Source organism: Flavobacterium sp. SH_e (genome assembly GCF_025717045.1).
Taxonomy (GTDB): domain Bacteria; phylum Bacteroidota; class Bacteroidia; order Flavobacteriales; family Flavobacteriaceae; genus Flavobacterium.
The window spans coordinates 808,015-823,141 of sequence record NZ_JAOVZN010000006.1 but is presented as its reverse complement, the minus strand read 5'-3'; the positions used below and the strand labels follow the sequence as shown (position 1 = coordinate 823,141).

The following is a 15,127-nucleotide window of genomic DNA, read 5'->3' as shown; positions in this document are numbered from 1 at the left end:
GAGATTTAAATTATGTTAAAAGTAAAATATTTTTCGAACTATTTAAGAAGAAATTTCTTTACATTGATTATTTAACTTTTGTTGAAGTTTAATCATTGCTCTCAAAGCTCAGAACCTAATTTTGACAAAACTTTATCCATTTCTAAAAAATGATTTTCTTTGTTTGATGAATAAAAAATTTGATCGTTACTCATCACTATAATTACATCATCATCATGATGTCCATAGAAATTAATTCCTTCCGTCCACTGTTTAAAAGAAACTCCTTTATTTGTATAATTTTCATCAATAAATTTTAAGGCTTTATCATCTATTTCATAAAAACATTCAGCAGTATATTTTAAAGCAAAACCAGCCTGAAGAAATGCCATTGCAGTAAAGAAATCGGTTAAGGTTTCTGTTTCCAAATTCCATTCCTTTTCATCATAACTCATGTAAACGGACGGATTGGATTTTGACAAATCATCTTTATGAATTCCCCAAACGCAAGCTTTTTGATTTTCAGAATAAAATATTAGATAATCATCATTTTTATAATATTGAAAACGCTCTGGTATAATTAATAAATCTTGTGTATGATTTAAATTTTGGATTTTCCCTAATTCAGTATAATAATCCACAAACACCTCAGGAAGCTGTCCGAAAATATCTTTTACAACCTGAATTTCATCATTTGTAAAACCATTTGATTCTGTGATATGGAATAGTTTTCTTATTGTTGAAAAATCTGTCATGTTACATTGGAATTATTTACGTCTTTCCAGAAAAAATCGTTTCATCAAATCTGCCGCTTCATTAGCCATTACACCAGAAACAACAGTCGTTTTCGGATGCAATTTTGTCCCCATATTTAAAAATCCGCGTTGTTCGTCGCGTGCGCCAAAAACAATTTTAGAAATCTGACTCCAATACAACGCACCTGCACACATTTGGCAAGGTTCAAGGGTTACGTAAAGTGTACAGTCTTTTAAATATTTTCCGCCCAGAAAATTAGCTGCCGCGGTGATTGATTGCATCTCTGCGTGAGCCGTGACATCATTTAACAATTCGGTCAAATTATGACTTCTTGCGATTACTTTATCGGCTACAACTACAACAGCTCCAACAGGAATTTCGCCTTTTAAATAGGCTTCTTCAGCTTCCTGCAAAGCTTTTTTCATAAAATATTCGTCTGTAAAAGGATTTTCCATATCTGCAAAAGTAAAACTTTACTCAATATTTTTATTACATTTAAACTTTGATATTTGAATTATGGAAAGAAATTACAAAATCAGCATTTCTAGACCATGCCATGAAAATTGGGATGAAATGACTTCAAATGGAAATGGCCGTTTTTGTATGAGCTGTTCTAAAACTGTTGTTGATTTTGCCTCGATGCTTCCTGAAGAAATTCAGCAATACATTATTAAAAATCAAGGCAGTAAAATTTGTGGCCGATTTAAAAAATCTCAACTTGATTCGATAACAATTCAAATTCCCAATAAGGTTCTTTACACACAAACGCATTTCCATAAAATGTTTTTACTGGCTTTGTTTATTGCAATGGGAACTTCTTTGTTTAGCTGTGCAGATAAAGAAGGAAATAAGAAAAAAATTGAGAAAATTGAAATTGTTGACAATGTCTCTCAAAGTCAAGATAAAGATGTTTCCTCTTGCTATGGCCATCAAATTGAATCTAAAAAAGAAAAAAGAAAAATACCGAAAGAAAGAGTCACAATGGGAATGGTAACTCTTTCCAAACCTATTGAATATTACAGTTTTAAATATAGTATTATATATAATGCGGTTGATTTGGATATTTTACCTGCACCAAAAGACGGAATGAAAAAATTCTATTCTTACTTTGCAAAAAATTATACTGCTTCAAAAAAAGGAGAAATGTCAGTCTTATTTGTAGTAGAAAGAGACGGCACTCTAACTAATTTTAAAGTAACTAAAAATGCATCATCAGAAAATGAAACAGCAGTTATTAAAGTTTTAGAATCTGGTCCGAAATGGATTCCTGGAAAAACAAACAATCGAGATGTTCGATCAACTTTCATTTTGCCAATTATATTTAAATAATGGAAATAAACCATAAAATAACTGCTCAGACAAAGCGATACAAATTGCTTTTAGCATTGTATGCAGTTATAGGAACAGCATTTTTGTTTGGCTGCCAAAACAAAGAGGATAAAAAAGAAAGAATCGAGAATATTGAAGCTGTCACAGATACTTCGATAACAAAATCTGTTACTTTAGATAAAACAGCAATCGACACAAAAAAATCAGACCAAACTGCACCTTCATTATCTAAAGCTGAGCAAATTGAATTTAAAAAAGCGACACCAATATTACAAGAAAAAGTTGCAGAAGATAAAACGTCAAAATCTGAAAAGACAAAAAAAGATGATGCTCCGTTAACTGTAAAAGCTCCTTTGAATTCTAACGCAGAATTTCCTGGCGGAATAGAACAATTTCATAACTTTTTTATGAAAGAATATAAAAAACCAGAAGACGTAAGTTATTGGAAACTTAATTTTACACTTGCATTTGCAGTAGAAAAAAATGGTACAATTTCATTTCTTGAATGTTCACCAGCAGTTGAAGAACCTTTAGAAAAAGAAATTATCAGAGTTTTAAGTTTGTGTCCAAAATGGCAACCCGGCGAATCGAACGGAAAAAAAATCAGGATGCAATATTCTGTGCCTATCATTTTAAAATAACAGTCTAATTTGCGTATATTTTTTAAAATTAACACTTAAAAAAGAAAGAATAATCTTATATTTTATAACTTGCGTTTTTAATTATGCAAAAGTATGAAATCAGATTATAAAGTGAGAATTTCCAAACCATGCAATGAAGATTGGAATAAAATGACACCCAATGAAAAAGGGAGATTTTGCGCAGTATGCAATACAACTGTAATTGACTTCACCAATAAATTACCTTCTGAGATTCAACAATTTTATATTCAAAATGAAAATCAGAAAATCTGCGGAAGGTTCAGGAAATCGCAAACTGAGTTGGTGGACATTCGAATTCCAAGCAACATCTTATTTTCTCAAAATCAATATCATAAAATATTCTTACTGGCTTTATTTATAGCTATGGGAACTTCTTTATTTAGTTGTTCAGATAGTAACGGAAACAAACATAAAATTGATTCCATTACAATTGATAAAGAGGAAAAAACAAAAAGGGAGAGAGAGCTCAATCAGTTAGTAAGACAATTGCGTAATAACAATCATAGAGGAACAACGATGGGACCACCTCCTCCTTTAAAATACGAAACTAAACCTAGCCCTAAAAAGAAAATAAAAAATGAATCTCTAACAATTAATATAGATACCACTCAAACAGATTCTAAAAAAAATGAAACAAACTCAGTAAAAATTGGTAATGAACCAGTAACAATGGGACTAATGCCTATCAATGTTAATTACAGATTGGAAGAAGAATTACTGATATCTAAAGACAGTATTATTAAAGTGATTGAAAATCGAATGATAAATATTCCTGCTAAAGAACTCAAAGGAGAACAAATTCTTACTACACCCAATACTCAATTAAAACTTGAAAAACAATAATTAAATTTAAAACCGTAAATTTGCTTTTTACCTTACAATGAAAAGCGATTTACTTTCAAACATATACAATCCAGCCGATTTACGTCTTTTAAAAGAAGAACAGCTTACTCAGGTTGCTCGAGAATTACGTCAATTTATTATTGAGGTCGTTTCTGTAAAAGAAGGGCATTTGGGCGCAAGTTTAGGCGTTGTAGAGCTTACAATTGCTTTGCATTATGTTTTTAATACGCCCGAAGATTTATTGGTTTGGGATGTTGGACATCAGGCTTACGGGCACAAAATTCTGACCGAAAGAAGAGAAAATTTTCATACTAACAGACAAATTGGAGGTCTTTCTGGTTTTCCTAAAAGAAGCGAAAGTGTTTACGATACTTTTGGCGTTGGGCATTCTTCTACTTCTATTTCAGCGGCACTCGGAATGGCGATTGCGTCAAAATTAAAAGGTGATTTTGATAAAGAACATATTGCTGTTATCGGCGATGCTTCAATTGCCAGCGGAATGGCGTTTGAAGGTTTAAATCACGCTGGAGTTACCGATGCTAATATTTTGGTCGTCTTGAATGATAATGCAATCGGAATTGATCCAAGTGTTGGCGCTTTAAAACAATATCTTACTTCAGTTAAAAACGGAAAAAATCCGCGACAAAATAATATCATTAAATCGTTGAATTTTGATTATACTGGTCCAATTGACGGTCATGATCTTCCGAAATTAATCAAAGAATTAAATCGTTTAAAAAAGATTAAAGGCCCGAAATTCCTTCATATTGTAACTACAAAAGGAAAAGGCTTACTTCAGGCCGAAGAGAATCAGGTGAAATATCATGCGCCTGGAAAATTTGACGCTTCGACTGGAGAAATTCATTTAAAATCGGAAGAAAATCTTCCTCCAAAATATCAAGATGTTTTTGGTTTAACTATACTAGATTTAGCCAAAAAAAATGAAAAAATAATTGGGATCACGCCAGCAATGCCATCTGGAAGTTCATTAAAATTTATGATGGATGAATTACCCGATCGTGCCTTTGATGTTGGAATTGCCGAACAGCACGCCGTAACGCTGGCTGCAGGAATGGCAACCCAAGGAATGATTGTCTATTGCAATATTTATTCGACTTTTTTACAGCGTGCATACGACCAAGTGATTCATGATGTTGCTTTGCAAAACTTACCTGTTATTTTTTGTCTTGACAGAGCTGGTTTAGTTGGCGAAGATGGAGCAACACATCATGGCATTTTTGATATTGCATATCTACGTTCAATTCCGAATATGACAATTTATGCTCCGTTAAACGAAATTGAGCTACAAAACATTTTATATACAGTTCAATTAGGAATAAATCATCCAATTGCAATTCGATATCCAAGAGGCCGCGGAGTCCTGCCAAATTGGGAAGTAGAAAATTTCGGACATTATGAAAAAATTAATTTCGGTAAAGCAAAATGCCTGAAAGATGGTACGAAAATTGCTGTTCTGTCGGCCGGAACAATTGGAAATAATGTTATAGAAGCCTTAAAAGAATCCATAAATTCGGATGAGATTGCCCACTATAACTTTAGTTTTATTAAACCAATAGATATCAACACATTAAACACTGTTTTTACAACTTTCGAAAGTATTATTACAATCGAAGATGGAGTTAAAAATGGTGGTTTTGGAAGTGCAGTTTTAGAGTTTGCAGCATCAAATAATTTCAAAAATAACATTGAAATTCTGGGTGTTCCAGACGAATTTATTGAGCATGGAGCAGTAAATCAACTGCAACAATTGTGTAAAATTGACGTTAAAAGTTTGATAAATCTTTTTTCTAACGGTTCAAAATAATTATTTTGCGACACCAAAAACAAATTACCTAATGAAATTATTGCGTTCTACCCTTTTGCTGTTATTGCTTCTGTGTACTTCTAATAACTTTGCCCAGATCATTCAAACTACTTTAAGCCCAAATCAAGCACCTAAACCGCCTTCTAACTGGACACAAAAAAATCAGCTTGGGTTTGACATTTCCGAAATTGCATTTGTAAATTGGAGTGCCGGGGGAACAAGTTCTATTTCAGGTTTATTTAAAGGCGAATTTTCGAGAACTTATACCAAGAAAAATCATAAGTGGGTAAACGAGCTTATCGTAAAATATGGTTTAAATAAACAAGACGGAATCGAATTAAGAAAAACAGATGATGCTTTCCAATTTAACTCTACTTACGGTTTTAGAAAAGATTCCACTTCAAACTGGTATTACTCTTCAAAATTAAACTTCAACACACAGTTTACAGACGGTTATAATTATCCTAATAGAGATGTTGCTATTTCTAAGCCTTTTGCACCAGCATACGTCTTTCTGGGAGCTGGAGCTGAGAACTCAAACAAGGAAAAAAATAGAACGTTTTACTTCTCTCCAATTACGTTAAAAACTACTTTAGTATTAGATCAATATCTTGCAAATCAAGGTTCTTTCGGGGTTAAGAAGGCGGTTTATGAAACAGATCCGCTAGATCCAAATAACCAGATTTTAATTGAAGAAGGTCAGAAAGTAAAAGCCGAATTTGGTATTCTTTTTACTGGATATATGAGAAGCGAAATCTACAAAAACGTTTTTTACGAAAACAGGCTGAGCTTATATACCGATTATTTGAATAAATTCGGAAATGTCGATATCGATTATGACACCAAATTAGACCTTGTTGTTAACGCTTATGTAAAAGCAAATATTGGAGTTCATTTAATTTATGATGATGATATTAAAACGAAAAAAGATGTTGTAGACCCAACAACTGGAACTACAACTCAGGTTAACGACGGACCGCGAATGCAGTTAAGACAGGTTCTTGGCGTAGGTCTAGTTTACGCTTTTCAATAAACAAATCAATTATAAAAAAACACCCCATAAATAGTTTTATGGGGTGTTTTTTATTTTGCATCAAAATTAATTCTTTTTACGTCCTTGAATCATCTCATATAATTCCAAAGCATTTCCGTCAGTTAAAAGCGAAACATAATGACAGATATGCAATAAACGTTCGTATAAATTGGTTTTGTCTAAATGATGTTTTTCGGGCAACATTTTCAAAATCAATTTATCGTAGTTTGAAGCTGTTCCTTCAAATTTATTATTGAACGCTGTAATAAACTTATCCAATAGTGTTTGAATGATCTGATAACCCACAATCTCTTTCTCAATTACTTCATGGCTCTGATAGATTTTTTCAACACTAAGTTTGATAATATCATTCATTTGAGCTTTGTATTTGCTTTTATCTGTTAAAGCATAAGGAAAATTTCCTGCCAAAATTGCTTCTTCATTTTCTATAAAAACATCTACAGCATCATTAATTAAAGAACCAATTGCAAGTGCGCGCAAATAACTAATTCTATCTTCTTTAGTTTCTAATGTTTTATATTTTGCAACGCCAATATTATCTTTTACTAATTTAATTAGATATTCTAAAGCATAATCTTCAGAAACCAAACCTAAATTAATTCCGTCTTCGAAGTCTATAATTGTGTAACAAATATCATCTGCTGCTTCCACTAAATATGCCAATGGATGTCTTTCAAAACCGATATCTTCACCAGATTTATTGGCAATCATTCCCATATCTTTAGCTACTTCTTCAAAGAATAATTTATCTGATTGAAAGAATCCGTATTTTTTATCTGCAATATTATTCGTTGGCTTTTTCGGAAGGCTTTCTTTAGGATATTTCATAAAAGCACCCAAAGTTGCGTAAGAAATACGGAGTCCGCCTTCAATTCCTGGGCGGCTTCCTGTAAGAACCGAAAATCCGTTGGCGTTTCCTTCAAAATCAATTAAATCTTGCCATTGTTTATCAGTCAGCTGATTTCTGTATTTCTGTCCGTTTCCAATAGAAAAATATTCTCCAATCGCTTTTTCTCCAGAATGCCCAAATGGAGGATTCCCAATATCATGCGCCAATGAAGCTGCAGCTACAATGGCTCCAAAATCGTTCATATGATAACCGTGAACTTCTTTCAAATAGGGATATTTCTCGATAATCTTTTTCCCTACCAAACGTCCAAGCGAACGCCCAACAACCGAAACTTCCAAACTGTGGGTTAATCGCGTGTGAACGAAATCTGTTTTAGAAAGCGGAATAACTTGTGTCTTATCTTGTAAACTTCTAAAAGCGGAAGAAAATATAATTCGGTCATAATCGACCTCAAAACCTAAACGAGTATCATCTTGTTCTACACGTAATCTTTTGCTTGTATCTCCTTGACGTCTTAATGATAAAAGTTGTTCCCAGTTCATTTGATTTTAGATTGTTGATTAAAGATTTTAGATTGTTGATCTAAATTGATAATTTAAGATTTCAAAAATACGTTTTATTTTATGATTTTCTTCTGCTTTAAAATTCTAAAACCGTACTGTGTTTAATCTCTCCCATTACAAAAATACTGTTCGTATTACCTATGTTTTCTATGGTTGATAATTTATTCATTACAAAATCCTGATAAATAGCCATATCTTGCACCAAAATCTTTAGCATGAAATCGTAATCACCAGCAATGTTATAACATTCTATAATTTCTGGAAGTGCTACGATATCTTTCACAAAATTGCTTCCACCATTTTTAGCATGTTCTTTTAAACGGACGTTGCAAAAAACAGCTTTAGTTTTCATAAGACCTTTATCTAATAAAAAAAGCGCTCCAAATGGAGCGCTTTCTGAAATTGAATATAAAAACTTAAGATTAGAAGTTTTTAGAAATTCCAATGTTAACTGTTTTTCCGAAGTTGAAGAAGAAAGAGTTAACATCTGGTCCGTTATTGTCATAACTTAAAGTTTCGTATCCTAAACCACCGATGCTGAAGTTTAATCCGAAGCTGTTTTTCATGTTAATGAAAAGAGCTGGAGTAATACCAACATACATACCGTCTGCTTTATATTTTGCATAAGCATTTCCAGGACCGTAAACTTTTGTTTTTGCGTTTTGGAAACCTGCACCCATATCAGCATAAACTGCGAAAGTTTGGCTTAATGGCACAGCGTAACGTGCGAATGCACCAAATTTGAACCCATTGTCTTTAGTTTCAACAGATCCAGTATTATCTTTTGCAGAGTTCACTGTAAATTCACCTCCAATAGTCCAGTTATCATTAAATTGGTAACCTACTTTAGGAGAGAAGCTAAATTCATTGGTTTTTACTTCAGAAGAAGAATAATCAGTAGTTTCAGAAGTGAATCCGATGTTTCCACCTACTAAGATTGTACCTTTTTGTGCGCTTGCAAAACTGCAGATAGCTAAAGCAGCTATCACTAACATTTTTTTCATTTGGGATTTATTTTTAAAATTTATGTTTCCTTTAACAACAACAGTGCCGTGAATCGGAAACTTTATATTTTTTTTAAGAAATACTTTAGATGCCAAAATGTAGCAATCGAGGTTATTTCTCGTTACTTTTGTAACAAATAAAAATTCTATGTCGATAGTAGTAAACAACATATCAAAAAGTTACGGAACACAAAAAGCATTAAATTCAATTTCATTTTCAATTGAGAAGGGCGAAATTGTCGGATTTTTAGGACCAAACGGAGCTGGAAAATCTACTTTAATGAAAATTTTGACCACATATTTATTGGCAGATGAAGGCTCAGCCCTTGTAAACAGCCACGATGTCATGACGGAGCCAAAATCTGTTCAACGTTCGATCGGATATTTACCAGAGCATAATCCGTTGTATTTGGATTTGTATGTTCGTGAGTATTTGGCATTTAATGCCGATGTTTATAACGTGCCAAAATCAAGAATTGAAGAAGTAATTCAACTGACAGGACTGACACCAGAGAGCCATAAAAAGATCGGTCAGCTTTCTAAAGGATACCGTCAGCGTGTTGGTTTGGCAAATGCTTTACTTCACGATCCAGAAGTTTTAATTTTGGATGAACCAACTACAGGTCTGGATCCTAATCAGTTAATGGAAATTCGTAATGTGATTAAAAATGCAGGAAAAAATAAAACTGTTTTTTTATCGACACATATCATGCAAGAAGTTGAAGCAATTTGCGATCGTGTCATAATTATTGACAAAGGACAGATTGTTGCAGACAATAAATTAGACCATTTAGTAACGGCAGATAAAGAGCAAGTTATTGAAGTTGAGTTTGATTACAAAGTAGAAGAACAGCTTTTAGCCAAACTAGAAAATATTTCTTCGTACGTAAATACTCATGACATGACATGGGAGCTCACTTTTGTGACTGACAAAGATATGCGTCCAGCTATTTTTGATTTTGCTAATGCGAATGGTTTAAAAACTCTTCAGCTGAATCAAAAAAATAAAAACCTTGAGGCTGTTTTTAGAGAAATTACTAAATAAGTTTTCAGTCGCAGTCACGGTTTTCAGTTAGAAAAGCGGTTTGTTTTTAAATAAAACAAACCGCTTTTCAATTTTATTTCTTCTTCTTTCTTCTACAAATCAGCAAATTAAAGCTTTTTCTGAAAAATTAATTTCTATTTTTATTTAGACTTATTATAAATAGTTATATATTTGGCAAATCAAACTTTAAATGCCAAGGTATGTTACGTACACTCCACACTCTTAAAAAAATTATTTCTATTGTTTCAAATCAAGCATTAAATCTTCAAAAAGTGTTTTCAGACAAATTAGAAAAAATTGTACTGCAATAAATTCTGATTTAAAAAAATTACAAAGATTACATTTCTAAATCTAGGTTTAGAATAGGCCAAATTTAAAACAACATGAAAAAAATTATAACCTCTCTTATGCTTGCTTTTTCGGTATATGATGGATATTCTCAAACAGAAAAAGAAACTGATAGTATTGTAGAAACAACGATAACAGCTCTAGATGAAATAGTGATCTCTAAAAAGAAAGTTTTATATACTCAAAAATCTGACCGCCTTGTTTTTAATGTTGAAAACAGCATCGTTTCTGAAGGCGGAACTGCTCTTGATGTTTTATCACGCGCACCTGGCGTTGTGGTTTCACAAGACGGCGATTTATCTATTCGCGGACAGCAAGGTGTTGCCGTTATGATAAACGGAAAACTGACACAGCTTTCTCAGAAAGAATTAGCTAATTATTTAAAAGCTACTACTTCATCAAATATTAAACAAATCGAAGTTATTACAAATCCTTCATCTAAATATGATGCGGCTGGAAAAGCTGGAATTATTAATATTATTTTGAAAAAGCCAAATGCTTCTGGTTTAAAAGGAACTGCTTTTGCCAGTTATGGAAGAGGACGAAAAAACAGAACAAATTCTGGCTTTAATTTAAATTATAATAAAGATAAATGGGGCGTTTTCGGAAATTACAGTTATACTTTCCGTGGCGAAGAAGAGCACAAAGGATTCAATCAAATTCAATATACCGATTTGACTCGTCAGCAGATTGCTTCTACCAATCATCAAACTTCTATTACCGATGAACCTTTAACTTCGAACAATTTTAAAATTGGAACTCAATACGAAGTTTCTCCTAAAACGAATTTAGAAGTTTATGTTGATGCTAAAATCGGACGCTATGAAAATATGGCTGATGGAACAAATACGGTTTTTAATACCTCAAATCAGCCAACATTTGATGCTTTGACTTATAATGACAGCAAAGAAAAATGGAATGATTATACTTATGCATTTTCTGGCACACATAAATTTAATGAGGAAGGAAAAAATATGAATTTTGATTTTGAATACGAAACTTCAAAGTTTAGATCAAAACAATTTCAGAGTGCAGATAATACCGTAAACGCAACCGTTGTAAATGATCGCCGCGGATATATTCCTTCTCAATTGAAAGTTTTTACAGGAAAAGTCGATTTTGTGAATCCGTTTAAGGAAAAACAATCTATGGAATGGGGTTTTAAAGCCAGCATTAAAAACAATGATAATCCTTCTGTTTATGAATATTATGAAAATAATGAATGGTTGATTGATTTTAATTCGACCAATCATTTTGAATATAACGAACAGATTTATGCCGCTTACGCGAATTATAAACATCAGTTAGAAAAACTGAATATTCAAGTTGGTTTAAGAAGTGAATATACGGCAATCAACATTGATCAGAAGACTTTGAATGAAGAACACAAGGACGATTATTTGAAATGGTTTCCGAGTCTTTCTTTAAAATATGAATTCACAAATAACCATTCTGCGCATGCTTCTTACAGCAAAAGAATTAATAGACCAAGTCAGTTCGATTTGAATCCGTTTCGTTTTTATGATGATTCATTCAATTATTCGCAGGGAAATCCAAATTTGATTCCAGAGATTACGCATGCAATGGAAATTGGTTATGCTTGGAAAAGTAGTTTTATGGCTTCTGTTTATTTCAATAGCACCAAAGATGTTTTCACGGAAGTGTACAATTATAATCCAGACACGAATACAACGGTTACAACTCAAATAAATGTTGACAAATCATATAATTATGGAATCAACATTACCAATACATCAGAATTAAATAAATGGTGGTCTGTGAATACATTATTCAATGTTTTTGAAAATAAATTCATGGGAGATGTATTGAACAGCAATACTATTGATCCGATAATGACTTTAAATGTTAGTGTTCAAAATTCATTCACTATTACAGATACATGGAAAGCTGAAGGAAATGCACAATATCAATCAAAATCGAATCTTGGAGTTTACCAAAGAGATGGTTTCTTTGATTTTAGTATTGGAATTTCTAAACAAGTTTTAGCTAAAAAAGGAAATATCAAATTGAATTTTACTGATGTTTTCAATACCAATAATTTCTACATTAAGTCTGTAGTTGCGCAAACGAGTATCGACAAAAGATATGATCTCGACAATCGTATTGCGACAATTGCATTTACATACCGAATTTAAATTTCGTTCTTTAAATACCTTGTTTTTGTTTTTTTTGTGTTAGTTAAGAGCCTGTTCCTTCAAACAGGCTCTTCTATATTTAGTTCATTTTAGATTTCAGATTGTAAATTGTAGATTTGTATTGTGGATTTGAAATTTGTGGTTGTAGAAGCACAAAAAAGCCTTTCTAAAGTTCATACCCTTTAAAAAAACTTTAAGACTTAATTATTAAAACGTTTAGTTTTTCTTCGTTTTTTTCTTTCTTCCCCACCAAATATAAAAACCTGTAATTGGTAAACTAGCGCAGATTAAACTTGCTGTAAAATAGATAATTTTAGTTGTTAATCCGCCAATTGCTCCAACGTGAAGACTGTAATTAGAACGGCTCATCCAATCGTGGAATTTCTCTTCTCCTATATATTTCTTTGAATTTGGAAGCATTTCTAATGTTTTCTGATCGAAGTACAAATCTCTCCAATTTCCGTTGTGCATATCGGTACAAGCATAAAAACTCTCTTTTGGTTCGTCTGGAAAATGGATAATTACAGCTTCTTTATTTTCTTTTGCAATTTCCTTTCGAACTTTATCAAAAATAAGATCTGCAGAAGTTAACATATCATATTTAGGTTTTGAAAGAGTATCTGGTTTAATTTCTGCAACAACTTCTTTCTTTTCCTTTTCATTGGCAAAACCTCCCGTTATCCAATACGTACTTTCGCGTACCCAATGAAAACTCATAATTAAACCTGTCAATGCAATTAAAAATGCTAAAAGAAGCGTATAGAATCCTAAAACATTATGCAGGTCATAATTTAATCTTTTGAAACGTGCGTTCCATTTGATCTTAAAACTACTGTTAATTGTGGTTTTGTTCCATTTTTTTGGAAACCAAAGAATGATTCCGCTGATTAATAGAAAAAAGAAAATCAAAGTCGCCCAAGAAGTAATAGTTGTTCCAAGTTCTTTGCCGAGCCATAAATAGCGGTGACCTTCATCAATTTCATGGAAAAAATCTTCGTGATCAACCATTCCAGTTATTTTTCCGTTATAAGGATTTACATAAATCAAAGAATCCGATTCAATATCTACTTTTATTGTTTTATCTAAACCATTATACCATACACCGTGAATTTCTTTATTTGGTAGCGCATTTTTAACTGAGGCGTAAATTTTTGAAGGCTTTAATACTTCGTCTGGACTTTGAGCTTCTACTTTTAACCAAGGCGAAGTCAGTTCTTTTATTTCGTGTTCAAAAACCAAAATACAGCCTGTAATTCCCATTATAAAAACCACAATTCCAGATGCAAGTCCGAGCCATAAGTGAAGCCAGGCATTTACTTTGCTGAGACCTGATTTTTCTTTTGATTTTGTTTTTGGTGATTGTTTGTTCATTATTATTAAAAGTTTATAAACATAACAAAACCATATAATCACTGCCTTTAGAACAATGATTATATGGTGTTTTTGATAGAAAAATTAAATTTTAATCTTTCTTATTATTGTTTTTTCAATTTAGTGATTGCAGGTAAGTTTACACCTCCAGTAATTACAGCTCCTTTTACAGCTACACCTGTGTTAACATCAATTTGGTAAACACGCCCTTCATCATTTGTTACAAAACTTTTGTAGATTTTTCCATTTTCTGTGAAAGCACTTCCAAACCCATAGTAGTTATCTCCAGCGTGATCTGGTAAGTTAGTAACTTGTGTAATTGATTTTGTGCTTAAATCTAAAATAGCACATTTAAATGCAAATGTTCCATAGTTTAAGAAACTCCAGTTTCCTTGGTCAGCATCAATTGAAGCAGGAATATAGTTAATTAATACTTTCTCTCCTCCAACAGGATATGCAGATACCACTCTTCCGCTAAGAGAACTTGCCTCGATATCAAAGAAATAAGAAGAATCAAATTCTGATTGTCCTTTTTTGATTCTTAGAATTCCTGAGTGTCCAGTTGTTGCAGCATAACCTGCCGTACGAGAGTTTGAAGAGAATGTATAGATGTCACCAGATTCTGTTTGTACCATACCTGTATTTGTATAGTATTGTCCAATTGTAGTTGTACGAGAATCTGTAATAGTTTTTACATACGTTAAAGACGGATAGTCGTAAACTTTTACAACCGCAGCTCCATTATAAAGTTTCCAAGCTGCATCACGCTCAAATGTAGATACGAAAAGTTTGTCTCCAGATACGTTTACACTAGTTGGCCATAAAAAGTGTCCGTTAGAGATTGCAAAATCATCATATTTACGGTTTGTAATACTAGCAGTTGCAGGATCGTAAATAATTAACTCATTTTGAGTTGAACTAGCGTCCCAAGGAGAATTAACTAAAACTAATTTATCGTCATCTGTAGTTCCGTAAGCATAAGTATCTCCTGTAAAAACATTTTTGCTTGTTGTTAAAATACCATCAGAATTAAGGTAATATCCAACAGATCCTTCGCTTTCGCCAGAAAGAGCAAAAAATGTATTAGCTACTGGAACACCAGCGCTAGCTGCCTGCTCAATACCTTTTCCAACCATGTTAATATCTCCAGTCATAATTTCGTCTAGAGACTCAAACTGCCAGATGTATGTATCCCAATCATTTGTTTGGTAAGCCAATACATAACTTACATCAGCTGGATTTTCTACTGGTGCAGCATCATCACTGCTACATGAAAATGTAGCGGCTGAAAGTATGAATAACGCTAAAAGTGTTTTAGTTCTTGTTATCATCGTTTTAAAAT

Annotated in this window: 14 protein-coding genes; 7 read left to right on the top strand and 7 right to left on the bottom strand. The window is 32.7% G+C overall.

Annotation, left to right across the window (positions count from 1 at the left end; translation table 11 throughout):
- Nucleotides 1-101 precede the first annotated feature (101 nt).
- Nucleotides 102-734, bottom strand: coding sequence for a hypothetical protein (locus OD917_RS14460; RefSeq protein ID WP_263524155.1), 633 nt, complete (start codon nucleotides 732-734; stop codon nucleotides 102-104).
- A 12-nt stretch (nucleotides 735-746) separates the two neighbouring features.
- The gene (locus OD917_RS14455; RefSeq protein ID WP_263524154.1) at nucleotides 747-1,190 is read right to left on the bottom strand and encodes a nucleoside deaminase; all 444 of its coding nucleotides are present in this window, start codon (nucleotides 1,188-1,190) and stop codon (nucleotides 747-749) included.
- 61 nt (nucleotides 1,191-1,251) lie between these two features.
- On the opposite strand from OD917_RS14455, the gene OD917_RS14450 reads away from it, so the two are divergent.
- The 5 genes from OD917_RS14450 (at nucleotide 1,252) to OD917_RS14430 (ending at nucleotide 6,427) form a co-directional block, all read left to right on the top strand.
- Nucleotides 1,252-2,064: an energy transducer TonB gene (locus tag OD917_RS14450; RefSeq protein WP_263524153.1), complete on the top strand. Its 813-nt coding sequence runs from the start codon at nucleotides 1,252-1,254 to the stop codon at nucleotides 2,062-2,064.
- Entirely contained in the window at nucleotides 2,064-2,705 is a 642-nt protein-coding gene (locus tag OD917_RS14445) for a hypothetical protein (protein WP_263524152.1), read from the top strand. The genes OD917_RS14450 and OD917_RS14445 overlap by 1 nt, the downstream gene beginning before the upstream one ends.
- Before the next feature lie 93 nt (nucleotides 2,706-2,798).
- A complete protein-coding gene (locus OD917_RS14440; RefSeq protein WP_263524151.1) occupies nucleotides 2,799-3,569 on the top strand; it encodes a hypothetical protein in 771 nt (256 codons plus the stop codon).
- A 37-nt stretch (nucleotides 3,570-3,606) separates the two neighbouring features.
- Complete coding sequence (locus tag OD917_RS14435) at nucleotides 3,607-5,394, top strand: 1-deoxy-D-xylulose-5-phosphate synthase (RefSeq protein ID WP_263524150.1); 1,788 nt, start codon at nucleotides 3,607-3,609, stop codon at nucleotides 5,392-5,394.
- Between the two features lie 31 nt (nucleotides 5,395-5,425).
- On the top strand, nucleotides 5,426-6,427 hold the full coding sequence (locus tag OD917_RS14430; RefSeq protein ID WP_111288198.1) for a DUF3078 domain-containing protein: 1,002 nt from the start codon (nucleotides 5,426-5,428) through the stop codon (nucleotides 6,425-6,427).
- A 66-nt stretch (nucleotides 6,428-6,493) separates the two neighbouring features.
- On the opposite strand, the gene OD917_RS14425 is transcribed toward OD917_RS14430, so the two are convergent.
- The 3 genes from OD917_RS14425 to OD917_RS14415 form a co-directional block, all read right to left on the bottom strand.
- The gene (locus tag OD917_RS14425) at nucleotides 6,494-7,840 is read right to left on the bottom strand and encodes a deoxyguanosinetriphosphate triphosphohydrolase (RefSeq protein WP_263524149.1); all 1,347 of its coding nucleotides are present in this window, start codon (nucleotides 7,838-7,840) and stop codon (nucleotides 6,494-6,496) included.
- Between the two features lie 97 nt (nucleotides 7,841-7,937).
- Nucleotides 7,938-8,213, bottom strand: a complete 276-nt coding sequence (locus tag OD917_RS14420) for an Lrp/AsnC ligand binding domain-containing protein (RefSeq protein ID WP_263524148.1) — start codon at nucleotides 8,211-8,213, stop codon at nucleotides 7,938-7,940.
- 70 nt (nucleotides 8,214-8,283) lie between these two features.
- Nucleotides 8,284-8,865 (bottom strand): porin family protein, encoded by a 582-nt coding sequence (locus OD917_RS14415; RefSeq protein WP_263524147.1) that lies wholly within the window; start codon nucleotides 8,863-8,865, stop codon nucleotides 8,284-8,286.
- A 148-nt stretch (nucleotides 8,866-9,013) separates the two neighbouring features.
- Between OD917_RS14415 and gldA the strand changes: the two genes are divergently transcribed.
- Entirely contained in the window at nucleotides 9,014-9,910 is an 897-nt protein-coding gene (gene gldA / locus OD917_RS14410; protein ID WP_263524146.1) for a gliding motility-associated ABC transporter ATP-binding subunit GldA, read from the top strand.
- Nucleotides 9,911-10,293: 383 nt separating this feature from the next.
- Nucleotides 10,294-12,414, top strand: a complete 2,121-nt coding sequence (locus OD917_RS14405) for a TonB-dependent receptor domain-containing protein (RefSeq protein WP_263524145.1) — start codon at nucleotides 10,294-10,296, stop codon at nucleotides 12,412-12,414.
- 216 nt (nucleotides 12,415-12,630) lie between these two features.
- Here the strand turns inward: OD917_RS14405 and OD917_RS14400 are convergent, their stop codons facing one another.
- Both OD917_RS14400 and OD917_RS14395 read right to left on the bottom strand, forming a co-directional pair.
- Complete coding sequence (locus OD917_RS14400; protein WP_263524144.1) at nucleotides 12,631-13,785, bottom strand: PepSY-associated TM helix domain-containing protein; 1,155 nt, start codon at nucleotides 13,783-13,785, stop codon at nucleotides 12,631-12,633.
- A gap of 104 nt (nucleotides 13,786-13,889) precedes the next feature.
- Nucleotides 13,890-15,116: a DUF4374 domain-containing protein gene (locus OD917_RS14395; protein WP_263524143.1), complete on the bottom strand. Its 1,227-nt coding sequence runs from the start codon at nucleotides 15,114-15,116 to the stop codon at nucleotides 13,890-13,892.
- Nucleotides 15,117-15,127: the final 11 nt, after the last annotated feature.